Source organism: Pseudomonas sp. B611, assembly GCF_055407965.1.
The window spans coordinates 101,505-125,142 of record NZ_JBUZST010000003.1 but is presented as its reverse complement, the minus strand read 5'-3'; the positions used below and the strand labels follow the sequence as shown (position 1 = coordinate 125,142).

The 23,638-nt window shown below is 59.6% G+C and carries 22 protein-coding genes and 1 pseudogene; 4 read left to right on the top strand and 19 right to left on the bottom strand.

Annotated elements, in window-relative coordinates; all coding sequences use genetic code 11:
• Positions 1-29: 29 nt before the first annotated feature.
• From ACZRMO_RS08760 to ACZRMO_RS08750, 3 genes are read right to left on the bottom strand one after another with little or no spacing between them, the layout of a single operon-like run.
• The gene (locus tag ACZRMO_RS08760) at positions 30-1,415 is read right to left on the bottom strand and encodes an efflux transporter outer membrane subunit (RefSeq protein WP_463972582.1); all 1,386 of its coding nucleotides are present in this window, start codon (positions 1,413-1,415) and stop codon (positions 30-32) included.
• Positions 1,412-4,543 (bottom strand): efflux RND transporter permease subunit, encoded by a 3,132-nt coding sequence (locus ACZRMO_RS08755; RefSeq protein ID WP_463972581.1) that lies wholly within the window; start codon positions 4,541-4,543, stop codon positions 1,412-1,414. The genes ACZRMO_RS08760 and ACZRMO_RS08755 overlap by 4 nt, the downstream gene beginning before the upstream one ends.
• A gap of 2 nt (positions 4,544-4,545) precedes the next feature.
• On the bottom strand, positions 4,546-5,715 hold the full coding sequence (locus tag ACZRMO_RS08750) for an efflux RND transporter periplasmic adaptor subunit (RefSeq protein ID WP_463972580.1): 1,170 nt from the start codon (positions 5,713-5,715) through the stop codon (positions 4,546-4,548).
• Positions 5,716-5,865: 150 nt separating this feature from the next.
• On the opposite strand from ACZRMO_RS08750, the gene baeS reads away from it, so the two are divergent.
• Together baeS and ACZRMO_RS08740 are read left to right on the top strand one after the other, a co-directional pair.
• Positions 5,866-7,251, top strand: coding sequence for a sensor histidine kinase efflux regulator BaeS (gene baeS / locus ACZRMO_RS08745; protein ID WP_463972845.1), 1,386 nt, complete (start codon positions 5,866-5,868; stop codon positions 7,249-7,251).
• 3 nt (positions 7,252-7,254) lie between these two features.
• On the top strand, positions 7,255-7,917 hold the full coding sequence (locus ACZRMO_RS08740; RefSeq protein WP_257779938.1) for a response regulator: 663 nt from the start codon (positions 7,255-7,257) through the stop codon (positions 7,915-7,917).
• Positions 7,918-8,054: 137 nt separating this feature from the next.
• Here ACZRMO_RS08740 and treS read toward each other — a convergent pair whose 3' ends face one another.
• The 5 genes from treS to ACZRMO_RS08715 all read right to left on the bottom strand — a co-directional run bounded on the left by treS (position 8,055) and on the right by ACZRMO_RS08715 (position 13,470).
• Entirely contained in the window at positions 8,055-10,121 is a 2,067-nt protein-coding gene (gene treS, locus ACZRMO_RS08735; protein WP_463972579.1) for a maltose alpha-D-glucosyltransferase, read from the bottom strand.
• A gap of 221 nt (positions 10,122-10,342) precedes the next feature.
• The gene (locus tag ACZRMO_RS08730; RefSeq protein WP_207043078.1) at positions 10,343-11,326 is read right to left on the bottom strand and encodes a GlxA family transcriptional regulator; all 984 of its coding nucleotides are present in this window, start codon (positions 11,324-11,326) and stop codon (positions 10,343-10,345) included.
• A 72-nt stretch (positions 11,327-11,398) separates the two neighbouring features.
• Positions 11,399-12,067 carry a signal peptidase I gene (lepB, locus tag ACZRMO_RS08725; RefSeq protein ID WP_463972578.1) on the bottom strand — a complete coding sequence of 223 codons (669 nt, stop codon included), beginning with the start codon at positions 12,065-12,067 and terminating at the stop codon, positions 11,399-11,401.
• A gap of 360 nt (positions 12,068-12,427) precedes the next feature.
• Positions 12,428-13,036 carry a LysE family translocator gene (locus ACZRMO_RS08720; RefSeq protein WP_463972577.1) on the bottom strand — a complete coding sequence of 203 codons (609 nt, stop codon included), beginning with the start codon at positions 13,034-13,036 and terminating at the stop codon, positions 12,428-12,430.
• Positions 13,037-13,302: 266 nt separating this feature from the next.
• Complete coding sequence (locus tag ACZRMO_RS08715; RefSeq protein WP_463972576.1) at positions 13,303-13,470, bottom strand: hypothetical protein; 168 nt, start codon at positions 13,468-13,470, stop codon at positions 13,303-13,305.
• Between the two features lie 163 nt (positions 13,471-13,633).
• Here ACZRMO_RS08715 and ACZRMO_RS08710 point away from each other — a divergent pair, with 163 nt between their 5' ends.
• Positions 13,634-14,158 carry a phospholipase D family nuclease gene (locus tag ACZRMO_RS08710; protein WP_463972575.1) on the top strand — a complete coding sequence of 175 codons (525 nt, stop codon included), beginning with the start codon at positions 13,634-13,636 and terminating at the stop codon, positions 14,156-14,158.
• A gap of 22 nt (positions 14,159-14,180) precedes the next feature.
• Positions 14,181-14,390: pseudogene (locus tag ACZRMO_RS08705) on the top strand (DUF6124 family protein); the annotation flags it as partial.
• On the opposite strand, the gene ACZRMO_RS08700 reads toward ACZRMO_RS08705, so the two are convergent.
• The 11 genes from ACZRMO_RS08700 to ACZRMO_RS08650 form a co-directional block, all read right to left on the bottom strand.
• Positions 14,383-14,682 (bottom strand): 7(1) septoil knot domain-containing protein, encoded by a 300-nt coding sequence (locus ACZRMO_RS08700; protein ID WP_463972574.1) that lies wholly within the window; start codon positions 14,680-14,682, stop codon positions 14,383-14,385. The pseudogene ACZRMO_RS08705 and the gene ACZRMO_RS08700 overlap by 8 nt on opposite strands.
• A gap of 720 nt (positions 14,683-15,402) precedes the next feature.
• Complete coding sequence (locus ACZRMO_RS08695; protein ID WP_200599628.1) at positions 15,403-16,782, bottom strand: SGNH/GDSL hydrolase family protein; 1,380 nt, start codon at positions 16,780-16,782, stop codon at positions 15,403-15,405.
• A gap of 335 nt (positions 16,783-17,117) precedes the next feature.
• Complete coding sequence (locus ACZRMO_RS08690; RefSeq protein ID WP_200599630.1) at positions 17,118-17,633, bottom strand: lysis system spanin subunit; 516 nt, start codon at positions 17,631-17,633, stop codon at positions 17,118-17,120.
• Positions 17,630-18,163, bottom strand: a complete 534-nt coding sequence (locus ACZRMO_RS08685; protein ID WP_200599632.1) for a glycoside hydrolase family 19 protein — start codon at positions 18,161-18,163, stop codon at positions 17,630-17,632. The genes ACZRMO_RS08690 and ACZRMO_RS08685 overlap by 4 nt, the downstream gene beginning before the upstream one ends.
• 57 nt (positions 18,164-18,220) lie before the next feature.
• Positions 18,221-18,625, bottom strand: a complete 405-nt coding sequence (locus ACZRMO_RS08680) for a tail fiber assembly protein (RefSeq protein ID WP_463972573.1) — start codon at positions 18,623-18,625, stop codon at positions 18,221-18,223.
• Positions 18,625-19,989, bottom strand: a complete 1,365-nt coding sequence (locus tag ACZRMO_RS08675; protein WP_200599634.1) for a hypothetical protein — start codon at positions 19,987-19,989, stop codon at positions 18,625-18,627. The genes ACZRMO_RS08680 and ACZRMO_RS08675 overlap by 1 nt, the downstream gene beginning before the upstream one ends.
• Entirely contained in the window at positions 19,989-20,597 is a 609-nt protein-coding gene (locus ACZRMO_RS08670) for a YmfQ family protein (RefSeq protein WP_463972572.1), read from the bottom strand. The genes ACZRMO_RS08675 and ACZRMO_RS08670 overlap by 1 nt, the downstream gene beginning before the upstream one ends.
• Positions 20,585-21,625, bottom strand: coding sequence for a baseplate J/gp47 family protein (locus ACZRMO_RS08665; protein WP_200599638.1), 1,041 nt, complete (start codon positions 21,623-21,625; stop codon positions 20,585-20,587). Before ACZRMO_RS08665 ends, ACZRMO_RS08670 begins: the two co-directional genes overlap by 13 nt.
• The gene (locus ACZRMO_RS08660) at positions 21,615-22,013 is read right to left on the bottom strand and encodes a phage GP46 family protein (RefSeq protein ID WP_198809751.1); all 399 of its coding nucleotides are present in this window, start codon (positions 22,011-22,013) and stop codon (positions 21,615-21,617) included. Before ACZRMO_RS08660 ends, ACZRMO_RS08665 begins: the two co-directional genes overlap by 11 nt.
• Positions 22,010-22,522: a phage baseplate assembly protein V gene (locus tag ACZRMO_RS08655; protein WP_200599640.1), complete on the bottom strand. Its 513-nt coding sequence runs from the start codon at positions 22,520-22,522 to the stop codon at positions 22,010-22,012. The genes ACZRMO_RS08660 and ACZRMO_RS08655 overlap by 4 nt, the downstream gene beginning before the upstream one ends.
• Positions 22,519-23,634: a phage baseplate assembly protein gene (locus ACZRMO_RS08650; protein WP_200599642.1), complete on the bottom strand. Its 1,116-nt coding sequence runs from the start codon at positions 23,632-23,634 to the stop codon at positions 22,519-22,521. Before ACZRMO_RS08650 ends, ACZRMO_RS08655 begins: the two co-directional genes overlap by 4 nt.
• Positions 23,635-23,638: the final 4 nt, after the last annotated feature.

Below are 23,638 nucleotides of genomic sequence, written 5' to 3'. Positions count from 1 at the left end.
TGGCATTTCGACAGAGGATCAACGCAGGCTTACTGCCACCCTCCCCCCATGACCTTGTACAACGTCACCCGATTGCTCTGTTCAGCCAGGCGCAAGGTGATCAGGTCCTGTTCCGCGCTATACAGCGAGCGCTGTGAATCCAGCGCCTCGAGGTAGCTTTGCGAACCGGCGCGATAGAGTGCATCGGACAAGTCGAAACTTTTCTGGCTGGCCTCGGTAAACGCCTGCTGCGCGGCCAGGCGCTGGTCAAGGGTGCTACGCACTGCCAGCGCATCGGCGACTTCCTTGAACGCGGTTTGCAGGGTTTGTTGATAGGTCTGCACCTGGATCTCCTTTTCGACCTTGGCCGCATCCAGCGTGGCGCGGTTACTGCCGGCATCGAAAATCGGCAGGCTGATGCTCGGCGCAAACGTCCACGCACCACTGCCGGCCTTGAACAACCCGGACAAGGCCGAACTGGCAGAACCGGCGTTGGCCGTCAGGCTGATGGTGGGAAAAAACGCCGCCCGCGCCGCGCCAATGTCGATATTCGCCGATTGCAGGCTGTGTTCCGCCGCCAGCACATCCGGTCGACGTTGCAACAGGCTCGACGGCAATTCACCCGGCACTTGCACCAATGCAGCGGCAGACTCCAGGTGCGTACCCGGCAGCAGCGCGTCGGGAATATCGCTGCCGACCAACAGGCGCAACGCGTTGCGGTCTTGCAGGATCTGGCTCTGATACTCCGCCACGTCGCCGCGCGCCGACTCCACAGTGGTTTGCGCCTGGGCCACCGCCAGTGCGGCGGAACCGCCGAGGGCGTGGCTGCGCTGGGTCAGCTCATACGTGGCCTGCTGGCTGGCCAAGGTGTCCTGGGCCAGTTGCAAGCGCTCATTGTCGGCGGCCAGGGTCAACCAGGCTGTCGCCACTTCGGCCACCAGGCTGATCTGCGTGCTGCGCCGGGTTTCGGTCAGCGCCAGGTAGGCTTGCAGGGCTTCATCTTGCAGGTTCTGCACACGGCCAAACACATCCACTTCATAACTGCTCAGGCCCAATTGCGCGCTGTAGTCATGGCTGGTCGACGCCACGCCGCTGCTCGACAACGAGCCCGGCGTACGGCTGTGGGTGCCGCTGACGCCCGCATCGATGCTCGGCAACCCCGCCGCACGCTGGATGCGGTATTGGGCCTGGGCCTTTTCGATATTCAGGCTGGCCAGGCGCAGGTCGCGGTTGTTGGCCAGGGCCAGGGTCTGCAGTTGGGCCAGGCGGCTGTCGGTAAAGAACTGCTGCCATTGGATATCCGCCGCGACATCACCGTTGACGCCGGCTTGCCACTGCACGGGGATGGGGGCTTCGGGCCGCTCATACTGCGGCGCCAGATTGACGCAACCACTCAGCGCCAGGGCGGCCAGCAAGGGCCAGTGAAACTTGATCATGCGTCACCTGTAGGGGCAGATGGAGTCGACACGCGACCGAAACGGCGGCGGATCATCACGAAGAACAGCGGGACAAAAAAGATCCCCAGCAGCGTGGCGCTGAACATGCCGCCCAGCACGCCCGTGCCGATGGCCTGCCGCCCGGCAGAACCTGCGCCGCTGCTCAGGGCCAGGGGCAGCACGCCGAACATAAACGCCAGGGAGGTCATCAGGATCGGCCGCAGGCGTTGGCGCACGGCGATCAAGGTCGCCTCGCGCAGGCTCCTGCCCTGCTCTTGCAGGTGCTTGGCAAACTCGACGATCAGGATCGCGTTCTTCGCCGCCAGGCCCACGGTGGTCAACAGCCCGACCTGGAAGTACACATCATTGCTCAGGCCGCTGACTTTGGTCGCCAGCACCGCGCCAACCACCCCCAGCGGCACCACCAGGATCACCGAAAACGGCACCGACCAACTCTCGTACAACGCCGCCAGGCAGAGGAATACAAACAGCACCGAGACCGCGTACAGCAACGGCGCCTGCGAACCGGACAGGCGCAGTTGGTAAGACTGCCCCGTCCACTCATAACCAATGCCCACGGGCAGTTGCTTGACGATGGCTTCCACGGCATCCATCGCCGTGCCGGAACTCACGCCAGGCGCCGGGTCACCCACCACTTCCAGGGACGCGCTGCCGTTGTAGCGTTCCAACAGCGGCGAGCCGTAGCTCCACGCACTGCTGGCGAAGGACGAGAACGGCACCATCTCGCCCAGGCTGTTGCGCACGAACCAATGGCTCAAGTCAGCGGCCTGCATGCGCGATTCGGCAGCGCCCTGCACATACACCTTCTTCACCCGGCCCTGGTTGAGGAAGTCGTTCACGTAGCTGCCACCCAACGCCGTGGACAAGGTGGTGTTGATATCGCTGGTGCTCAGGCTCAAGGCCCCGGCCTTGCGGTCGTCGATCGTCACCTTGAGCTGCGGCGTATCGTCCAGGCCGTTGGCGCGTACGCCGAGCAAGCGCGGGTCTTGCTTGGCCAGCTCGAGAAATTGTTCACGGGCCGCGACCAACGCATCGTGACCGAGGCCGCCGAGGTCCTTGAGCTGCAAATCGAACCCCGAACTCTGGCCCAGGCCACGCACTGCCGGCGGTTGCATGACGAACACGTCGGCATCCCCGATGCTTTGCAACGCCAGCGTCGCCCGCTGGGCAATCGAGGCCGCATCCTGGCCGCGGGCCGTGCGCTCGCTCCAGTCCTTGAGGCGGATAAACGCACGCGCGGTGTTCTGGCTGTTGCCGCCAATGCCCAGACCGGTGATGCTGATCATCGCGTCGACTTCCGGCTGCTTGAGTATGTAGTCCTCGAACTGCGTCATCACCGCCTGGGTGCGGCTGTCGGTGGCGCCCACCGGCAATCGGAGCTGCGCCATCAAGGTGCCCTGGTCTTCATCCGGCAGAAACGAGGTGGGCAGGCTCGCGTACCCCGCTGCCATCGCCGCCGCCACCAGCCCATAGATCAACAGGCTGCCGCGCCCGCGTTGCAACACGCCGTCGACCAGGCGTTCATAGGCAAGGGAACTGCGCTCGAAGCTGCGGTTGAACCAGCCAAAGAAACCACGCTGGGCGCCATGGCCCTGGGCGTCCGTGGGTTTGAGCAAGGTGGCGCACAGCGCAGGCGTGAGGGTCATCGCCACCAACACCGAAAGGACCATGGCCGAGACAATGGTCACGGAAAACTGCCGGTAGATAATCCCCGTCGAGCCGCCAAAAAACGCCATGGGGATAAACACCGCACTCAGCACCAGCGCGATGCCTACCAGGGCGCTGGTGATCTCCGCCATCGATTTGCGCGTGGCCTCCAGGGGCGACAGCCCTTCTTCGCTCATCACCCGCTCGACGTTCTCCACCACCACAATCGCATCGTCCACCAACAGGCCGATGGCCAAGACCATGGCGAACATGGTCAGGGTGTTGATCGAATAGCCAAACAGGGCCAGCACGCCAAAGGTGCCCAGCAGCACCACCGGCACGGTAATCGCCGGGATCAGCGTGGCGCGAAAGTTCTGCAGGAACAGGAACATGATCAGCACCACCAGCACGATGGCCTCGCCGAGGGACTTGACCACTTCCTCGATGGACAGGCTCACGAACGGCGTGGTGTCGTAGGCGATCACGTTTTTCAGCTGCATTTCGCTGGGGTAGAACGGCTCCAGTTCCGCCAGCTTGGCCTTGACCGCTTCGCCCACGCTCAGCGCATTCGCACCCGCCGCCAGTTGCACGCCCATGGCCGCTGCTGGCTTGCCGTTGAGCGCCGAGTTGATGTCATAGCTCTCGCTGCCCAGCTCTACCGTGGCCACGTCGCCCAGCAGCACCAGCGCACCGTCGCTGCCGGACTTGACCACCACATTGCGAAATTCTTCGGCGGTTTGCAGTTTGCTGCGCGCGGTAATGGTGGCGTTGAGTTGCTGGCCTTTCACTGCCGGTAACGCGCCAAGCTGACCGGCCGAGACTTCGGTGTTTTGTGCTTCGAGGGCGCTGCTCACGTCAGACGGCATCAGCGCGTATTTTTCCAGCAGCTCCGGGTCCAGCCAGATGCGCATGGCATAGCCCGAGCCGAGGGTTTGCACCTCGCCCACGCCGTCGAGGCGGCTGATGGAGTCGAGCAAGGTGCTGGAGACGTAATCACCGATCTGCGTGCCGGTGACACTGGGATTGTCCGAGGTCAGCGCGGCAATCATCAGGAAGTCCGAACCGCCCTTGGTCACCGTCAAGCCTTCGCTTTGCACCGACTGCGGCAAACGCGACTCGGCCTGTTGCAGCTTGTTCTGCACCTGCATTTGCGCCACGTCCGGGTCGGTGCCGGCGCCAAAGGTCAGGTTGATGCTGGCGCTGCCCGCCGAGCTGCTGGAGGACGACATATAGGTCAGGTTGTCGAGCCCGGTGAGCGACTGCTCGATGACTTGGGTCACCGAGTCTTCGACGGTCTTGGCCGACGCACCGGTGTAGGTCGCGGAGATACGCACCGTCGGCGGCGCGATGTCGGGGTATTGCTCCAGCGGCAACTGGCTGATGGACAGCGCACCGCCGAGCATGATCACGATGGCAATGACCCAGGCAAAAATCGGGCGATCAATAAAAAAACGCGCCATGCTCAACCCTCCTGCGCCAGTGCGCCGGCGACGGCGGCCTTGGTCTGCACCACGGCGCCGACGCGAACTTTTTGCCCGCCTTCGACGATCACCTGATCACCGGCCTGCAACCCGGCCGTCACCCACCATTGGTTGCCCACGGTACGGTCGACCGTCAGCAGGCGTTGCTCGACCTTGCCATCCACCACCAGCAACACCGAGGTCACGCCGCTGGCGCTGCGGCTCACGGCCCGTTGCGGGATGAGGATCGCCTGTTCGTCACGGGCCTGCTCCAGCACGCCGCGCACGTACATGCCCGGCAGCAGCAAGTGCTCGGGGTTTTCGAACACCGCACGCAGGGTCACGGTGCCGGTGCCCTGGTTGACGCTGACGCCGCTGAAGGTCAGGCGGCCTTCGTGGTTGTAGGTGCTGCCATCATCCAGCTTGAGGCTGATGCGCGCTTCGCCGTTGGCGTTGGCCTGCAATACGCCACTGGCCAGGTCGCGCTTGAGGCCGAGCAGTTCGGTGGTGGACTGCACGACATCGACGTACAGCGGGTCGAGTTGCTGCACGGTGGTCAGGGCGGTGTCCTGGTTGGCCACGACCAATGCGCCGGGGGTCACGGTGGAGGTTTCGATGCGCCCGCCCACCGGTGAGCTGATGCGCGTGTAACCGAGGTTGATGCGCGCGGTGGCCACGTCCGCCTCGGCCACCTGCACATCGGCGGTAGCGGTCAACAGTGTGGCTTGGGAGTCTTCGTGGGTTTGCTGGCTGATGGCGTCAATCTTCACCAGCTGCGCGTTGCGTGTGGCGGTGGTTTGCGCCGACTTGAGGCTGGCGCGCGCCTTGCTCAGGGTGGCCTCGGCCTGGGCCAGCGCCGCCTTGTAGGGTGCGGCATCCAGTTGGTACAGCGCTTGCCCGGCCTTGACCTCGGCGCCTTCGACAAACAGGCGCTGCTGCACGATGCCGCCGACCTGCGGGCGGATCTCGGCGACCATAAAGGCCTGGGTGCGCCCGGCCAGTTCCGTGGTCAGCACCTGGGCTTTCGGTTGTACGGTAAGCACCGTGACCTCTGGCGAGTCAGCCTGCGGCGCCGGGTCGCCGGCCGAACAGCCGCCGAGCACGGCAAGAATAATCAGGGAAAGGACAACGGCGGCGGTTACCAGGTATTTGGCGAAGAATTTGGTGCTCATATCAGCCTCTGCAAGACGGGGTGGCGCAAGCCTTACCCTTATGCTGCGAGACAAATGTGCAGGAAAATTGAAGATTGCCCGCCCGGGTTGAATCTTTCGCGCCTGGGGGCCTAAATGGACGGGTGTGTTTTTATCGACGGCCCTGTGCGCATGAAGTTGAGTATCTCCACCAAGTTATTTATTGCAGTGCTGGCCGGTGTGCTGCTGGTCATCCTCAGTATGGGCGTGGCCACCAGTTGGAGTTTTGGCCGGGGCTTTCTCGGCTATATCAACGAGCAGGCGCTGGAACGCATGGCCCCGGTGGTGCCGCGCCTGGCGGCCGCCTACGAACGTGAGGGCAGTTGGGAGTTCTTTCGCAACCAGCCAGACCGCTGGTTTGAGGTGATGCGCCCCGAGCCGGGTGTAAAGCAGGCGATTCGCGATTTGAAGACGCCGCAGATTTCCGACCTGACCGGCGCCCTGTTCCGCATCGCCCTGCTGGATAAAGACAAAAAACGCGTGACCGGCTACCCCGCCATCGGCGACGACGCCCTGGCCCTGCCGATTGTGGTGGCCGGTGAAACCGTCGGCTGGCTTGCCGTGACGCCGTTCCAGAGCGTGACCGAAGCCGGCGGCGAGCGTTTCCAGCAATACCAGTTTCGGACCAGCCTGGCGATGGGCGTGTTCTCGCTGTTGATGGCGATGCTGATTGCCTGGTGGATCGCCCGCACGTTGCTGGAGCCGGTCAAGCGCGTGGCCGCCGCCACCCACCGCCTGGCCAGCGGTGACTACAGCAGCCGCGTGGCCGTTGCATCCAACGATGAAGTCGGCCAGTTGGCCCGCGACTTCAACCAATTGGCCTACACCCTGGAGCGCAACGAACAGATGCGCCGCGAGTTCATGGCCGATGTCTCCCACGAATTGCGCACGCCGCTGTCGGTGCTGCGGGGCGAGTTGGAGGCGATTGAAGACGGTGTGCGCAGCCTGGACCAGAACGCGATGAAATCGCTGCAAGGCGAAGTCAGCATGCTGAGCAAATTGGTGGATGACCTGTATGAATTATCGTTGGCGGACGTCGGCGCCCTGAACTACCGCAAGGCGCCGTGCGCGCTGAACGGCCTGCTGGAACACAGCGTGGCGATGTTCCAGGAGCGCCTCAATGCGCGGCGGTTACGCGTGGAGTTGGAGCTGCCGAGCCAACCGCTGGAGTTGGTCGCGGACGCTGATCGCTTGCAGCAGTTGTTCTCCAACCTGCTGGAGAACGCCGTGCGCTATACCGACCCGGGCGGCGTGGTGCGGATCAGCGCCGCCGTGGAGCGGGACGAGGTGCGCATCGAATTCATGGACTCCGGCCCCGGCGTCTCAGCCAGTCAGCTGCCGCGTCTGTTCGAGCGCTTCTACCGGGGTGAATCCTCACGCAACCGTGAAAGCGGCGGCGCCGGGTTGGGGTTGGCGATCTGTCGCAGCATCGCCCTCGCCCACGGCGGCAGCCTCAGCGCCGATCACTCGCTCCTGGGCGGCCTGTGGCTGACCCTGCGCCTGCCCCGCAGCGTATAAGCCATGGACATTCTGATCGTCGAAGACGAACCCAAACTCGCCGCCTTGATGCAGGACTACCTGAACGCAGCCGGCTACACCACGCAGTGCCTGGACAACGGCCTGCAAGTGGTGCCCGCCGTGCGCGCCCACGCGCCGAAACTGATCCTGCTCGACCTGATGCTGCCCGGCCGCGACGGCATCCAGCTGTGCCAGGACCTGCGGGGGTTCAGCGCCGTGCCGATCATCATGATCACCGCCCGCGTCGAAGAAGTAGACCGCCTGCTCGGCCTGGAACTGGGCGCCGACGACTACATCTGCAAGCCCTTCAGCCCACGGGAAGTAGTGGCCAGGGTCAAGGCGATCCTGCGCCGTGGCCCGCAACTGCTGACCAGCGCCGCCCCCCGCTTGGTGATCGACGAAGCGCAATACCAGGCAACCCTCGACGGCGTGGCGCTGGACCTGACGCCGCTGGAGCTGCGCCTGCTCAACACCTTCGCCCGAGCGCCGGGGCGGGTGTTCTCCCGCGATCAGTTGCTGGACAAGCTCTACTCCGACCACCGCGTAGTGACCGACCGTACAGTGGACAGCCATATCCGCAACCTGCGGCGCAAGCTGGAGCAGGTGTGCCCGGGGGAGACGCCGATTGAGTCGTTGTATGGTGTGGGGTATCGCTTTCAACTCTGAGGCCAATGCGGAACAACCGTAGGAATGGGCTTGTGTGGGAGCGGGCTTGCTCGCGAATGCGGTCTGTCAGTGACGCATGTGTTCTCTGATCCACCGCATTCGCGAGCAAGCCCGCTCCCACAGTTGACCGAGTTCAATCACAGCATCGGGGTGGTGCTGACGACGCGCAGTGCCAAGCCCTCATAAGCATCCAGGGTGATAGTGAACTCGCCCTCCGCCGACAAATCCCCTTCAACCCGCTCATTGATAATGTCCACCACCGGCCCCGGCGCAATGTCGGGCAAGTGCAGGGTTTCGGTGATCGGCGTCGCGCCAAAGTTCAGCGCGGTGATTTGCGTGCCCTTCCCCGCTGGCAGTTCGTGAACCATGATCAGTAGCCCAGGGTTCTGCACATCCGGCACCAGGATCTGGCGGCTCGCCGCAATGTCGTAGGCGCGGCGTACCGCGAGGATTTTTTGCAGCTGGGAGGCAAAGGACTGCGGGTCCAGCAGTTGGCTGTTGAGGCTGCCATACAGGCTTTGCGCGCGCGGCATCTGCCCGGCCGACAGTTCGGCCTCGGGGTTGAGGTCCACCAAATCATAGGCGCCGCGATGAATCCAGCGCGTGTCGCCATCGCCCATCAAATGCGCCACGCTATCCGCCGCCAAAGGCAGCGCGCCCACCAGGTCCCAACCCGACAAGGCAAACACCCCGGGCTGCATGGCGTTGTACATCACCAACAGCAGGTGGATCTGGCGGATCTGCTGGATATCCGTCGGCGTGATGGTAGCCAAGTCACGAATGCCCAGTGCCGCGGTGATGATGCTGGCCGTGGTGCAGGCCACGCCATTGGTGACGAACTTGAGGTTATACGGCGCCTGCTCGCCGGCCAGGCGCTCGTACATCTGCTCGCGGATGTGCTCGCGCAGGCTGTTGCCGGGAAAGGTCTGGCCCTGGTACTGATAGCTGTCATGGGCGTGCAGGGTCCAGAAGTGCACCAGTTCCAGGGTCAGCTCATCGTGATTTTGCAGGGCATGGATCAATGAACCGGGGTCGATGCCCAGGCTGTGCATCTGGCGCAGCATCAAGCGCAGAAATTCGGTGTCGCCCATCAGCAAGGCATGCTGGTACGCCGGGCGGGTGATGAAGTCGTAGGACAGGTCCGCGCCGCCGTGGGACATGGCGGCGATGTCGTCCACGGTCAGGTTCAACTCCTGGAAGCTGAAGCCGCCCGCCTTGCGAATCGCCCCGCCCAGCAGTTGGTTGCCGGTGATCGACAGCGGGTGGCTTTCCGACCAGGCCGTGCCGTCCAACTTGCGCTCCACGCCGAGGAAGCCGTTGGCGTCCAGGCGCAGGATCTTCGCGCCCATCACATCGATGGCGTGCAAGGCGTCGCCGATGATCATCTGCTGCGCGGCGAAGCTGGGGTCCAGCCAGTTCAATGACGGCTGGCCGGCCTTGAAGTAATGCAGGTACACCCAGCGGCGCGGCTTGCCGTCCACACCGAGGACCACGGGCGTGGCGCTCCAGTCGGTTTCCTTGACGCCGGGCTCGAAGAAGATCACCCGCTGCAACTGGCCGACGATGTAGTGCTTGTCGCGCAGGGCATCGACCTGCTGCGGGCTGAGGTTGTGCGCGTCATCGCCATCGTCGACATCGGGCAGCATCGACCAGTCTTCTTCGCGGATCTCCACCATGTGGTACAGGCCGGGGTAGTCCTCGTAGGCCATCTCGGCCAGGCGGAAGTCCGCGCCCTTGCCGGTGTGGGATGGGATCACATCGTCGATGATCACCGCGTTGTGTGCCGCGGCCATGCGCGTCAACGCCTGCAACTGCACCTCGGTGCCCAGTTGCGGGTCGATGTCGAAGCTGATGCGGTCGAAATTGCCGTCAATGGTCGGCGTGTGCTGGGTGCCGCTCAGGCCACCGGACTTTTTCAACGGGCCGTTGTGGATGCCCTGGATGCCGATCTTCGACAAGGCCTGCCACAGGCTTTCATCGCCGAGGGCTTCCAGTACCGTACCGCCATCACGGGTGACAATCGACGCCGGGTAGGCGGTGAACCACACCGACGACAGCGCCGTCGCATCCCGTGGCCGAGTCTGTGCATAGGGTTGTTGCCACAGCCGCCCTTGCCCGGAATAGAGCCTCGCGCGCTGGCGTGCCGCGTGCAGCATCGACTGTTGCACCAGCCAGTTCACATGATCGTTGTCCGCCGCCGTCATAAGCCCGATACCTGTCGTGGAGAAACGTTGGGTGTAGACATATGAGGGGTGTGGGGGCGAATCGTTGCATTTGATCATTCCCACGCTCTGCGTGGGAATGCCGCCGTTGACGCTCTGCGTCACGCCTTCAAGAACGGACGCGGAGCGTCCAGGGATGCATTCCCACGCAGAGCGTGGGAACGATCATGTGGGAGCTGGCTTGCTTGCTGGCAACCACCAAACTACTTGACCAACCGCTTCTCCTTGGAAGGCCGATACCCAAAGTACGAGCTGTAGCACTTGCTGAAATGGCTCGGCGACACAAACCCGCACGCCACCAGCACTTCCACCTGGGACAGTTCGGTGTGCTGCAACAACCGCCGTGCTTCAGTCACGCGCAATTCCATGTAGTAGCGCTGCGGCGTGGTGCCCAGTTGCTCCTTGAACAACCGCTCAAGCTGGCGCCGTGAGCGGCCGGCGTACACGGCCAACTGATCCAGTTCCAGGGGTTCTTCAAGGTTGGCATCCATCAACTTGACCACTTCGCGCAACGGCGCGCTGACGCTGACGTTTTCCGTCGGTTTGATACGCCGGTAGCGCGATTCTTCAAACGCCAGGATGTCTTCAATCCCCTCCACCAGGGCTTTGCCGTGCAGGCTTTTGATCCAGTCCAGGGCCATATGAAACGCCCCCGATGGGCTGGACGCCGTGAGCCGGTCGCGATCGATCACAAAGGGTTCGCTGGTGACGTGGGCCGCCTTGGACACCTCCGCCAAGGCCGGGCGATGTTCCGGGTGGATCGCGCAGTGGTAGCCCTGCAACAAGCCGGCACGGCCGAGGAACCACGAGCCATTCCACAGCCCCGCAAGACCCACGCCTTGCTCGGCGGCAACCCGCAGGAGTTGCACAAAGTCGTCGCCGGCCTTGAGTTCGGTGCGAAAACCACCGCAAATCACCAGCAACTCCAGCTCGTGCAACGCCGCGACGTCGAGGCGCGCGTCCGGGCGGATCACCAGGCCAAGGTCGCTGATGACTTCGCCATCGCCCCAACCAAAGGTGCGCGTGGCGAACAGATCAGGGCGCAGCAGGTTGGCGGTGACCAGGGTGTCGAGGGTCTGGGTGAATGCGGGCAGGGAGAAGTGTTCGAGCAGCACAAAGCCGACACGGGTGACCGGCGACGGCTGTTGCGGGTTGTCATTCAGGTAGCGCAGGTTCTTGCCTTTCATGCCACCGCTGAACTGGCGTCTTTCCATCGAGGGGTTGCCCACTTTATTGTTGTTGGTGCAGTGGGCGCCATCTTAGAGGATTGGCGCACCAAATCGGCGAAATCGCGGCATCCAATGATCGAGGATCTGCGCGGACGCCAGGATATGGTGCGCGCGGCCGATCAGCAAACGGCGCGGTACGAAGCCGATGTAGCGCGAATCGGCGCTGTTGTCACGGTTGTCGCCAAGCATGAAGTAGCTGTCGGCAGGCACGACCAGCGGGCCGAAGTCGCGGCGCGCGCGCACCTGGGGCATGAACTGCACCGTGCGCTGGCTGTTGCTCGCCAGCTCGGTCAGCTTGATCCCGGCGATGGATTGCTCAGGCGAGACGCGCTCGCTGATGGCCTGCGCATCCAGGTAGGTGGCCGGCACGCCATTGATCCATAGCACTTCGTTTTTCATCTGTAGGGTGTCGCCAGGGATGCCGACGATGCGCTTGATCAGGCGCAGGCCGTCTTTGGGCGAGGTAAAGGTAACCACGTCGCCCCGTTGCGGGTTTTCCAGCGCGAACACCGAGATGTCGGTAAGCGGCAGCTTGAGGTCGTAGGCGACGCGATTGACCAGCACCACATCGCCCTCCACCAGCGTCGGCCGCATCGAGCCTGAGGGGATGGGGTTCCAATCGGCCAGGGAGGTGCGGAAGATGCCGAAGCACAGCCAGAAAATGATGACGTAACGGTATTTGCTCAACAGACGTCGCATACATCCTCGCACGGGCACGGTAACGGTCACTCTCGAGCGTAAAGATTACAGGTTGGCGGACGCATTAACACCGGGATATGGGCTGAGCTTGAAAAATCCGCCACCCTGCACAAGCAGAAGCCAGGCGCCTGAACACGCATCTGATACGGTTTTTTCTTTAGCATCTGCTGCTGTACCGAAAACTGCCCCGGGCGGACAATACGCCCACTCCCGACACCCTTGTCGAGTGCACCAGGACACTTCCTGGCGCCCCCTTCCCTTCGGAGGCCTTATGACCAAGATGGCAATTTTCCTGTTCGGCTTTTTAGTGCTGACCATCGGCATCGGCCTGCTGGCGACCATTTCGCCGGTGTAACGCGGTCAGCTGGCAAACAGCATCGGGTACAACGACAGCACCAGCAAGCCCGCCATTGACCAGTTGAACGCCTGCAACCAGCGCGGCTCGCGCAACACATTGCGCAGGCCGCTGCCACAGCCCACCCAGACACACACGCTGGGCAGGTTGACCACGGCAAACACCAAGGCGATCACCAGCACGTTGGTGACATAACCCTCGGCCGGCGTATAGGTAGTGATTGCCCCCAGCGCCATGATCCACGCCTTGGGGTTGACCCACTGAAACGCCGCCGCGCCGAGGAACGTCATCGGCTTGCCGTGCGCATCACTGCTCTCGGACATGCCGGCGGACGTCGCAATCTTCCACGCCAGGTACAGCAGATACGCCGCGCCCACATAACGCAACAGCGTGTAGGCCCACGGAAACACCTTGAACACCTCGCCCAACCCCAGGCCCACCGCAATCACCAACAGCATGAAACCGATGCTGATCCCCAACGCATGGGGCATCGAGCGACGAAACCCAAAGTTCACCCCCGACGCCAGCAGCATGGTGTTGTTGGGCCCCGGGGTGATCGAAGACACGAAAGCGAACAGCACAAAGGCTGAGAGCAGGCTGGTAGACATGAACATGGCGCAGCATCCAGACGGTGGTGACAGGCCTGTGACAGTAGAGGTTTAGCGGGCCGACCGCCCCGTACAGCTAGGGGTGGATCGGGGAATACAGATCGTACCCACGCTCCGCGTGGGCACGCAGCCTGTGACGCTCCGCGTCACAACGGCAAGAGCGGACGCTGAGCGCCCAGTGCAGCATTCCCACGCAGAGCGTGGGAACGATCTCTAAGTAACGGGCAAAAAAAAGGAGCAAACCGCGACGGCTTGCTCCCAGGATGCACTACTTAGCGCTGGCCACCGCCACCGCCGGGACCACCACCGTGGCCACCGCCTTGCCCATGCCCACCACCACCACCACCACCACCTGGTGGTGGCATGAACATCCAGCAACCCGATAGGGTGGACAACAGCGCGACCACCACGGCCGCCTTGGTCAAGTCACTCAACTTCATGAAAACACTCTCTGCTTGGCAATATTTGTTTCGCGAGAGATAGGACAAGCGAAAGCCGACTGCGTCACGGCTATCGTGTAACGTGTTGGTAGGCTTTGTATTTTTAAACTTACAACGCGCTGCGAACAACACGTTTGCATCCAGCGCTATCGGAGTTTGAAACATGATGATCGTTCGATGCATCACCTTGGCGGCCCTGCTCGGCTTATCGCCCCTCTCTCTGGCTGAACCCAGCATTGCCGTCGGTTTCTCGCCAGAAGGTTCGGCGCGTACGTTGGTCCTGGAGACCATCGGCAGCGCGCGGCACAGCATTCAGATGCTTGCCTACGCCTTTCAAGCGCCCGACATCACACGGGCGTTGGTCGAGGCGCAAAAGCGTGGGGTGAAGGTGCGTGTGGTCATCGACAAGAAGCGCAACCTGGGTAAGGCCAGCACTACGGCCATGGACTTTGTCAGCCGCAATGGGGTGGAACTGCGTACCAGTGATCACTTTCACCTGCAGCATGACAAGGTGATTATCGTTGATGGCAGCACCGTGCAAACGGGGTCATTTAATTATGCGACGTCTGCGGAGACGGCGAATTCGGAGAATGTGTTGGTGATCAAGGGGGCGCCGGAGATAGCGCGGCGGTATGTTGATCATTGGCAGTCGCGGTGGGAGCTTGGGGTGGGGTATACGGCGCGGTGAGGTGCTTTTTCAAAGGCAATAAAAAACCTTCACCTCAGTCAGCACCCTGCTGCACGACCTGTACGAAGACCTGAACGGCAAACACCGCGACATTGCCCTGGCGCCCCATCAACTGAGCGAACTGGGCGTACTCCTCACCGCCAAATTGCTCGACCGTGAAACGCCCTGCCCTGGCCAACCCGCCCGACAAGCCGTCTCAGGACACCTGCAACGGCTCGCCGCGATCAATTGACCCCAGGCCAGCTTTCCACATATTCGATAGTGAAGTCCGGATAGGAATCGACAATCTGGATCTTGTAGTCCGGATAGCTGTCGACGGTTTGCCATTTGCCGACAGAGTCCGGCCAGGAAACCACCTTCTTTACCTTAAGGTCGGGGTATTGACTCACCACCTTCACCTTGTAATCGGGATAGCTGTCCACGAATTGGATCTTGCCGTAAATCTTTGACACATCGACCGTCGTACCGGCGTGAGCGCAAAAAGTGCAGGTCAACAGCAAGGAAGCGAGGGCAGCTTTGAACATGAGTATTCCATCCTGAAAAATTGAGGCGTCCAGTCTATCGATAGCCGCGCGGGGCCGTGCCGAGAAACGCCTATCCCTTCAACTCGGCGGCGTCATGATACGCCACATACAACTGATCAGCGATCTGGCTTCTGATGGCTTTGGTCGATTCACAAAGGTATGAGGGGATCTGCTAGACGGCGTTTACCCCCCACCCAAGTCGAAAAAGGGGACATATTTATTTCTGACGAAAAATAAATCCGTCCCCTTTTCGTTTTGCAAGAGGATTGCGGAACACTTTCGAAAAGTTGCGGAGCACTTCCTGAATCGCAGGCAATAAAAAACCCCGTAGACGTTAATCTACGGGGTTTTCAAGAGTGGAGGCCGAGGTCGGAATCGAACCGGCGTAGGTGGATTTGCAATCCATAAATTTTTTTATATTTTTCAAGGTGATATCTAAAAATCAATTCCGCATCACGAACAATCGGACAGCTCTGAAGCCCGCGAATTAGGTATCGGAAAGCTTCAGTTGCGGAATGAAAACCTGATACTTCGCTGGATGCAATTGCATGACGGCTAAACTTCGCACTCTGTATACACGCACAGCAATCGGAACGCTTACCCACGAGCATCGACTAAGATATTGAAGCGACTGTAACAAACCTAAAGCACCATGGGCAGCGCAAACTTTTTGTGGTAACGGACGATTGTACCGACACATATGTAATTATAACTTTAAATTTAATCTCTCTCCGTGTATCTACCAAACGCATCGGAATTAACGATAGAATTCCTTGTATTATCGAACATCAGATAATGACCAAGATCATTTGGATGGGTACTGCCGCTAGTATATTTAACACCCGACTGCTGAAGTCGCTTTGTCAAAGCATAGTGATCAATAAAATCAACTCGACGAACATCCGCAAGCCTTGATATCGCAGCCCTGACTTGGCCCATCGAATAATTTCTCGAACTACGATCCAGAACTTCATTGGCGCAAATAAGCACAGGAACAACGCCAGAATCAAATATATGGTCAAGCATTAAATTGAGATTATTGCTAAGCGCGCTAGGAGACATCGGGCTCCCGAGTGCCCCCGGCATGATCGAGTCATTAGTACCAAGTCCAACAAAACAAAAAGAGTCGTCTGAACGAAGAGCATCGCGAAGAATTTGTTTGTACCTAGCGGAGGATATCCCTATCAGCCCGTTATTTGTCACCCGAAGTGTTCGATTAATACGGATCGATTCAATTCGCAGGGTATCTCTCCCGACGTTCCCACCAACTGCCTCAACGGTAATAATTGCATTTTTTTTAAAAGGGAAACTGTGCGTATTGCTATACCCGAACCCAGCCGGCACCCGCAAATCAATGCTGCTTGTGTCGAACTGTCCTTGAAAGACACCATCCACATAAAGCCTGTAAGCCGCTCCCTCTGGGGTTACCCCAAATCTTAAGTCAAAACTCTCGCCCGTCATCATCCAAGTAAATGAGTGCGGGCCACCACCCGAAGAACTCATATTTACATACCATATAACCCCGAGAGTTGAACCATTCGCCCTATATTCTGAAAACGAACCCACCTGAACAATGTCAGACATATTAGGGAATATATCAACTCTATTTACATATGTAAATTGGGCAATCCCATCTGCTCCAGGCCAAGGGAGTTCAGATACCACCTGCGAGTCATAATATTCCTCACCCAACCACTTATGCAAAAGGTTAACCCAGCTTGGAGACTTACCATTATTCCTTGCATCACTCAATTCGCCTAAGCGGGTACCTGTCGCACTCATCCCACTTGCTTCCATCCCCCAAGTAATACTATCACCAATAATGCACAATCCACAAAACTGCATAAAGGGGTCAGTAAGAGCATGTTTAAAACTATTTAATTGCCCCCCATTGTACGAGCAAAACTGTTGCCATAAATACAATCCTGAAACTTCAGGGCGAATATTTTTTATCGGGGGATTAGCTTTATTCCCCAATGCCTTCTGCTTCCCAGGTGCCAGCGCATCAGCGGCAGAGGCTGTGGACCCAAACAATAAAGCAGTTAGGCCGACTCCAGCCGACTTTAAGAAGTTCCTTCTTGAAGCATCCTTGTGTTTCATATCAATCCAACGTAGGTTTCTTCAAAGTCATAAATTTTACCATTTTGTCTAATAATTGAAAGCCTTGTGCCACCACCTCGACAACCGCCGCCTTCCATTACCTGAAGCAGCCGATTGAGCCCTCTACTAGCAAACGCTTGCTGCCGCGAACAACTGCCTCTCGTACGTGATCCGTTGACACCTATCGGCGATCAGCGCCCGCCCTTCAACCCCCGGCTATCAGCTGTCGTTAAGCCATTAGCTGACCATGGCGGCAAAGCAATCTGTTGCGCCTTGCACGTAACCAGAAGCAGCAAATCCACTCGCACAGGGCGCGCCTCTACAACGGATGTAGGTCAGCGAGAGATAGCTCCGACATACGCTTGGCACGCCCGCAGCGCTATCAATCCTTTGTCCCCATCGTCGGTGATGGCGATAATTCTTTGAGCATGCGCAGGGTCAAGTTGGGCTCGACGGGCTGCATGAACCACGCCGACGGCGCCGGGGGTGGAAGGCAAGTTGCAGCCACTGGCTGGATCCTCGGCAAGGAGGACTGACAACCGGACATTAGCAGTAGCAAGACGGTCACGTAGGAGAGCCTGGTTGCGCTGGGCATCGGATAATTCCTTGATGTGTTGTTGATCGGCTGCAGTCGCTCTGTGCTCAGCAGCCAGGCGCTTGTCCTGCTCAGCACGGGCCTGGTCGGAAGCGGCATTGCTGATCGCAGCCAGGTCGTCCTGATGCAGGCCGGCCTGATCGGCGAGCTTCTCGCCCATGCGCCAGTCCTGGACCTGCCAGGTCACACCCGCGGCGCAGGCCATCAGCACCAACACCAGCACCGCCAGGCCGGCCAGCTTCTGCACGGGCGTCATGCCAGCACCTTTTTCGCACGCTCCCACAGATGCAGGCGATCTTCCAAGCCGTTGACCCCGCCGTTGATACGGCGGGTGATCTTCACGAAATCACCCTGGTCCGCCAGCGTGTTCAGGCCTTTCGTCGACCAGAACCAAGCCGCCGACATTGCGGCATGCTGCGGCAGCTCGAGCAGCTCAGGCTTGCTGAGCAGGTCCAAGCCCAGGGCGTCCCCGCACGTGGCGTAGTTGGCACGACCGGTGATCTGGATGATGCCCCGACCACGGTACTTGGAGCCGTCACCCTTGACGGTGTTACCCAGGTCAGCACGGCCTTCGTATGTGAGCTGCTGAGCCGTTGGCCCCCATATCTCGCGCACGTAACGGAGTTGTCCGGACTCATGTCCGATCTGGGCAATGAATGCGGCGACGCGCGCGGTGCCGACGATGGCGTAGCGGTTCATCGCAGTGTTTAACGCGGATACGAAAACGCCGGCTTGGCGGCCGGCGTTCGGAAGGATCTGCAGCAACTGCTGCTCGGTGATGGGCATGGCTCTCTCCAGGCAAAAAAATCCCGCTCACGGCGGGCCTAGACTGCATTTATCCTATTAAGAAGGTTCTATCGGCCATTGAATGCTGCGAGGGTAGCCAGACTGCGCAGGAACATCATCGAGATCAACCCGGTACTCCTTCCACTTTGTCAGCAGCGCCTTCTTGGCGGCATTTGCTTTTCCAAGATCTACTGCGTCCTGCAGAGGCGCAATACGAATGGCAGCGACAGATAGCAGATTGTCGCGCTTTTCACGCGCCTGAGCCGCCAGCTCTTCCAGTGTTGACTCCGGAGGGGTTGCGGGCTTCTCCGGCGGCACAGGAATCACCTTGAATCCACCATCAATTGAAACTACCAATCCCGTGCACATACCGTCCAAAGCTTGCGTGTATTGATCGGGGGTTATTTCAATAGCGCCCGAAAACTGCTCCATCGCAATTATTCCGTTTGCTGCATATGGCATTATCTAACCCTCATGATGTATGTAACGCCGATAGATTTAGCCCGCGTTTCATTTGCCGTTCTGGCCACCCTGGATGCATCAAAGCTCAGCGTTCCTGCAAAAGCACCAGACACCGATGGGCTTGAACGAAAGCTGGTCGAGACTGCGCTGGCAAACGCGCCGCTCTGGTCGAGATCAAATGCACCGATGTTGTTACCGGTCGATCCAGTGATGTTTTGCAAAGCGTCCTGCAAGAGCTGACCCGCCACCATCGAACCCCGCAACACTCGCTCCCCGGTGTTGACAAGGTTGATGGTTCTCCCATGCAGTGGGCTGCCAGGCGAATTGACTACAGCTGTCGCGTTCACCGATGGAGCCGAGCCTGAAACGACCTCGCCTGTCAGTACACCTGTGTTGTAACTGTCGTTTGCAGTGAGTGTGACGTAGCGATAGCTCTTGTTTAATGGAGGTAAAAGAGAGCTACCCAGGTTGTCAAATACCGGAATCGGCACGCCAATAGGCTGAATAGCCCATGGATCAGCCGCTTTGATAGCTGCGTTAACGCCTAGGGGTGTAACAGGCTTGGAGTCGTTGAGACCTTCAACAACTTCTGCACTTGTAGCGGCGACGATACCATACCCTAAAAGAGTGGTCGCCTTGTCAGCTTTCAAGGAAAGAGCAGCAGTTACTGTGGTTGCATATGTGTTAATCGATGACCACACAAACGCAGTATTCGCGAGTTGTTGGTTATTAGTTCCTGCAGCTGCCGTTGGTGCTAGTGGAGCCCCTGTAAAAGATGGACTATTTATATTTGATTTACTAGCCGGATCAAAATTCCCATCATGCCACAATGATCTCCACGTGCCAGAGCCATCAGCTAAAACCTGTCTAACCCCGTACCACTCGTTAGCAATACCACCGACAAAATCGATCGCAAACTTGCTGTCGGGATATTTAATGTGTATCCCTGCGCCAAATGATATTGCTTGAGGTTTGTCGGTTGTTACGGCGCCGAGCGAGGTAAATTGATTCGCAGAGATATCTGAAATTTTTCCAGCGATAGGAGCAAGGGTGGTCGCCAATCCGCCAGCACCCAACTTCATCGCATCAGTAATACCAAATCCATCAATCGTAGTAGGTTTGCCTCCGAGTTTTTCCCAAGTGGCCCCGGAAGTTACAATTTTTGAAATTGCGGCTGCGAGTTGGTTGGTCTTAAGTTCGTCTGGAACAATACCCGCCGCCGCCAGCACACTGAGGATTTCTAGGGTCAACGAGTTCCCCCAAACAGCAGGAATCAGCGAGCCTGGCTGGCCCGTCCCCACATTTTCATCAGCAAATTGCCCGTTAACCAAGCCAATATTCGGGACGCTCTTAGGAAAGTCCATCAGTCAGTAACCCCATAATCAATAAATTCCAATGTGTGAGCCGGCGCGCTACGGCGGATAACGCACTCCAGACCGCCACTGGGGTTGCTGCCAAATCGTTCCCCCCAGAAGCTGGCACCAAAGCGCCGCCCCAACCGCCGACGTGGCCCGGAATTGAGCGTCCACATAAACTGCGCTGACCAGGTGCCGAAGTGACTGGAGCCAAAGCGTGACCGCCCAAAACGTGGCGCTCGGTGCTCGGTGATTCGCGATTCCGGGTACCCCTGGCGAATAGCAATGTCGATGAAATAGGCTCGGCTCTGCCCACCCACCGCTACCAGCCGCTGCCGCACGGCCAGGCGCCGATCTTCAAAAGCAGGATTTTCACCCAAGCATGGGTCAGGCAACCCCATCACCTGCTCCCAGTCGGGTACCAGTTCACTGACACTCGCTGGGTCCATCTCATTGATCAAGTCGAAAGCGCGGGCATCAACGCGAGCAAGTTCATGAGCTAGTCCCGACAAAATGGTTTCCAGTTCTGGCACCAGATCAGGATCCCAGGCCGGCCCGGCTGGCAATAGCGCCCGGAGTTGTGCGTGATATTCCGGCGCCTCCCTTAACCCAGCCATACGCAACCTCCAAACGTGAGCAACTGATTGGCTGCTGCTGGAACATCTGCTACCGGCGCCAATAACCTGTGATCGGTTTCGCCGGTCGAACCACTGATAGCCTCTGCGATATGGGTCAGCAGCAAGCCATCTCCTAGACCAGCCTCACGGCTATGCAGGTCTATCAACTGCGCCTCGACTGCGGCGCGCACAACGCTGGTGTCCGGTTTCAAACGAATGTGGTAAGACACAGGAACCGGGACAGGGGCAATTACGTAGAGCTCAGCCGTTACCGGGCGTACCAGCTCGATGTACTCCAATACCTCCGCCAACTGGGCGGCGTCAGGAATAGCATCCAGATCGTCATCGCGCATAAAAAACAACCCGACAGTTCCTGGCCCCATGTAATTGCGACGGCACCAGGCGCGGGTTACACCCGGACACTCCAACGCCCAAGTTTCGTAGTCGTCTCTGTTTCCGCCGTGCGGGATTACCCTGTAGGAACGAGACACCCTCGCCCGCAGCGCCTCAACGCTTTCCATCGCGATGCCGCCCATCAGACCTGGCGCCAACACGGTGAACATATCCGCCACCCCTTCGATGGGCTGGACAAGTTTCAGAACCAGGCCGGGGTCGGCATTCCCCATCACGCCTGCGTCGACAGCTTCAATGCTGCATGTATTGGCACCGGCTACAGTTGTCTTGCCAACGGTGACTTTGTAAGTCCGACCATCGCCAGCCTGCAACACGGTGTCGACATCCACTACAGCGCGGGGGGCGGCAGCAAAACCCACAGGCCCTGACGCAGGCTGAGCGGCTTTTCGAGGCTGTTTCAGCCGCAGACGTGCTGTGCGCTCCAACGTCTCTTCATCAGCAGTGTCCGGCAGGATCTGGTCTGCGATCCATTTCAGGTACCCGTACAAACCATAGGCAGTACCGCTAATTGCTCTGCTCATCACCTGGGCATCCGAGCGCCGTAGCGCATCGCTGGCAAGATCGCTTTGTGTGCGACCGACCAACACGGGAAGTGATGGAGTTTCATACGGCATAGATCACCTGCCACAGTTGACTTGAGTTGATTTTCAGGCGGGCGCCCGTCAGTACGGTGAGGATCACTTGCAGGTTCAGGCGATAGCTGTCTGCACGCTCGGTGATCACATCCACCTCAAGCACCTGGCCGTCATCGAGCAACCATTGCAGCGCCTCGCGGGCATAGAACTCTGCGTCTCGCTGGGTATCCGCCGTGAGCTTGACCCGGCGCAGCAGCCACAGCCGGGAGCCGATCCTGTCATCGGCTATGGTGGGATAGCTATCACCCCACCAGCCGAAACGTTCATCGTCATCCACTGGGTCATCGGTGGCGGCACGGCGCCAGGTGAACAAACTGATCACCACGGCGCGAATCAGTGAAGTTTCAAGGCTGGGCTCGATGTTCATCCACCACCCCCTACCGGAGGCCCAGACTGATCAGTGCCGCGCATCACACCGCCATGTGGGTGATTGATCTGACTGACACCGCCCGCAATTTGATCGCCATCCGAGATGATTTGACCGGTCTGGTTGATGACTGGGGTCTCAATGTTCACCGCCGTGCCGGCCCTGATGTTCAGGGTTTCGGTTTCGATATCAATGATGCGGCCACGCTTGAAATGCACCTTGTCGCCCTCATCGGTGTAGATGGCCACCTCGCCCGGGTTCAATTGCTGAATCCGGTACCGCCGATCAGCAACCACCAGCAACACCCCATGGGACCGGTCGCCACCCAGGAACGCAGCAATGCCCTCCGCGCCGGCCAAGGGGTTACTGGTAAAGCCGTAGGGCTCGAAGTGCTCAAGACTATCCTTGACCTCACCTGCCGTAAGGCGCATTTGCAGGGCCTGGAGCTTACGGGCCGAATCCACCAGGACCACGGTACCGCGCACCAGCATTCGGTTGAGTAGGCTCATTCAGTGGGTTTCCAATCAGCGGGCAACAGGTATTCGAAGTTGTCGGCCTTGCCGCCCTTCTTGAGTTTTCTGTCTTTATGCGGGTCGTGCGGCTCAGGTTCGAAGCCGTCCGGCGGGCCTACCACCAGAGTGGTGAGCGTCCCTTCTGGGCCCAGGGAGTAGGTGACCTCGGCAATCAGCATGTCGCGGTCGAAACCGATCACCGGATCGACGACGCGCACTAGCATGTTGTGGCGCCACAGCGCACCGTTCGACTGCCTCCAGCCCTGCACCTTGTAGGTGGTGCTCAACGCTTTGCCCATCCGCTGGCCGCGCTCCCAGTTCGCCCTGCTCTGCGCGAGCGTGGTTGTCATCTGGCCGCTTTCTTGGATGATCAGTACCCGCTTGCGGGTGGTACGATCATCGCTGACCTTGGCCGATACCTCCGCCGCCTGCTCGCCGAACTCTTCATCGGTACCGCTGCGCTGGCCCAGCACCTGGTACTCCGAAAATACACCGGAAAAATCCAGCTGCGTATCACCGGACAAAACGTTTTTGCCAAGTTGGAGCGCATCCACTGCCCTGCCCTCACTACCAGGCTTTGCCAGTACCACCATGCCCTTGGCGTCATCCGTGGAAAATACGCGGAACAGCGTCAACAACCGGTCGATGGATTCAAAGGCCGTTTCGCCGGGTTCAATGGTGTGGTCCGACAGTTTGCCGGTTTCAGCAATCTCGCTGCGCACGGCCAGCCCGTAGGGAGCGGCCAGTGCTTTCACGATGCTGAGCACGCCTTGGTTTTTCCATTGTCCCGGCCTGTTGACCGCCGCGCAGTCCACCAAATCAGCAGTCAGGGAACGGCCGGAGATCGACAATGTGATTTGCTTATCGTCGTAGCTGACGGGCGTGGAGAACACCCAGCCGGTCAGGATCAAATCCCCACCAATCCGCACCTGGCACTTGGCGCCCTGACGGATCGGAATGGAGACGGTCTGCCCCGGCCAGCGCCAGGTGATGCTCAGGTTGAAGTCGCGGGCCTGGCGTTCCAACCCCGCTGATATCTCCACCTTTTTCCAGCCGCCATAATCCAAGCCGTCAACAGTCAGGCTGACGGCGTTTGCGCTATCAAGCATGGGG

Bases quoted from the DNA above. Each gene is read 5' to 3' on its own strand.
- ACZRMO_RS08760 (WP_463972582.1), bottom strand. From the start codon at position 1,415: ATGATCAAGTTTCACTGGCCCTTGCTGGCCGCCCTGGCGCTGAGTGGT.
- ACZRMO_RS08755 (WP_463972581.1), bottom strand. From the start codon at position 4,543: ATGGCGCGTTTTTTTATTGATCGCCCGATTTTTGCCTGGGTCATTGCC.
- ACZRMO_RS08750 (WP_463972580.1), bottom strand. From the start codon at position 5,715: ATGAGCACCAAATTCTTCGCCAAATACCTGGTAACCGCCGCCGTTGTC.
- baeS (WP_463972845.1), top strand. From the start codon at position 5,866: ATGAAGTTGAGTATCTCCACCAAGTTATTTATTGCAGTGCTGGCCGGT.
- ACZRMO_RS08740 (WP_257779938.1), top strand. From the start codon at position 7,255: ATGGACATTCTGATCGTCGAAGACGAACCCAAACTCGCCGCCTTGATG.
- treS (WP_463972579.1), bottom strand. From the start codon at position 10,121: ATGACGGCGGCGGACAACGATCATGTGAACTGGCTGGTGCAACAGTCG.
- ACZRMO_RS08730 (WP_207043078.1), bottom strand. From the start codon at position 11,326: ATGAAAGGCAAGAACCTGCGCTACCTGAATGACAACCCGCAACAGCCG.
- lepB (WP_463972578.1), bottom strand. From the start codon at position 12,067: ATGCGACGTCTGTTGAGCAAATACCGTTACGTCATCATTTTCTGGCTG.
- ACZRMO_RS08720 (WP_463972577.1), bottom strand. From the start codon at position 13,036: ATGTTCATGTCTACCAGCCTGCTCTCAGCCTTTGTGCTGTTCGCTTTC.
- ACZRMO_RS08715 (WP_463972576.1), bottom strand. From the start codon at position 13,470: ATGAAGTTGAGTGACTTGACCAAGGCGGCCGTGGTGGTCGCGCTGTTG.
- ACZRMO_RS08710 (WP_463972575.1), top strand. From the start codon at position 13,634: ATGATGATCGTTCGATGCATCACCTTGGCGGCCCTGCTCGGCTTATCG.
- ACZRMO_RS08700 (WP_463972574.1), bottom strand. From the start codon at position 14,682: ATGTTCAAAGCTGCCCTCGCTTCCTTGCTGTTGACCTGCACTTTTTGC.
- ACZRMO_RS08695 (WP_200599628.1), bottom strand. From the start codon at position 16,782: ATGAAACACAAGGATGCTTCAAGAAGGAACTTCTTAAAGTCGGCTGGA.
- ACZRMO_RS08690 (WP_200599630.1), bottom strand. From the start codon at position 17,633: ATGACGCCCGTGCAGAAGCTGGCCGGCCTGGCGGTGCTGGTGTTGGTG.
- ACZRMO_RS08685 (WP_200599632.1), bottom strand. From the start codon at position 18,163: ATGCCCATCACCGAGCAGCAGTTGCTGCAGATCCTTCCGAACGCCGGC.
- ACZRMO_RS08680 (WP_463972573.1), bottom strand. From the start codon at position 18,625: ATGCCATATGCAGCAAACGGAATAATTGCGATGGAGCAGTTTTCGGGC.
- ACZRMO_RS08675 (WP_200599634.1), bottom strand. From the start codon at position 19,989: ATGGACTTTCCTAAGAGCGTCCCGAATATTGGCTTGGTTAACGGGCAA.
- ACZRMO_RS08670 (WP_463972572.1), bottom strand. From the start codon at position 20,597: ATGGCTGGGTTAAGGGAGGCGCCGGAATATCACGCACAACTCCGGGCG.
- ACZRMO_RS08665 (WP_200599638.1), bottom strand. From the start codon at position 21,625: ATGCCGTATGAAACTCCATCACTTCCCGTGTTGGTCGGTCGCACACAA.
- ACZRMO_RS08660 (WP_198809751.1), bottom strand. From the start codon at position 22,013: ATGAACATCGAGCCCAGCCTTGAAACTTCACTGATTCGCGCCGTGGTG.
- ACZRMO_RS08655 (WP_200599640.1), bottom strand. From the start codon at position 22,522: ATGAGCCTACTCAACCGAATGCTGGTGCGCGGTACCGTGGTCCTGGTG.
- ACZRMO_RS08650 (WP_200599642.1), bottom strand. From the start codon at position 23,634: ATGCTTGATAGCGCAAACGCCGTCAGCCTGACTGTTGACGGCTTGGAT.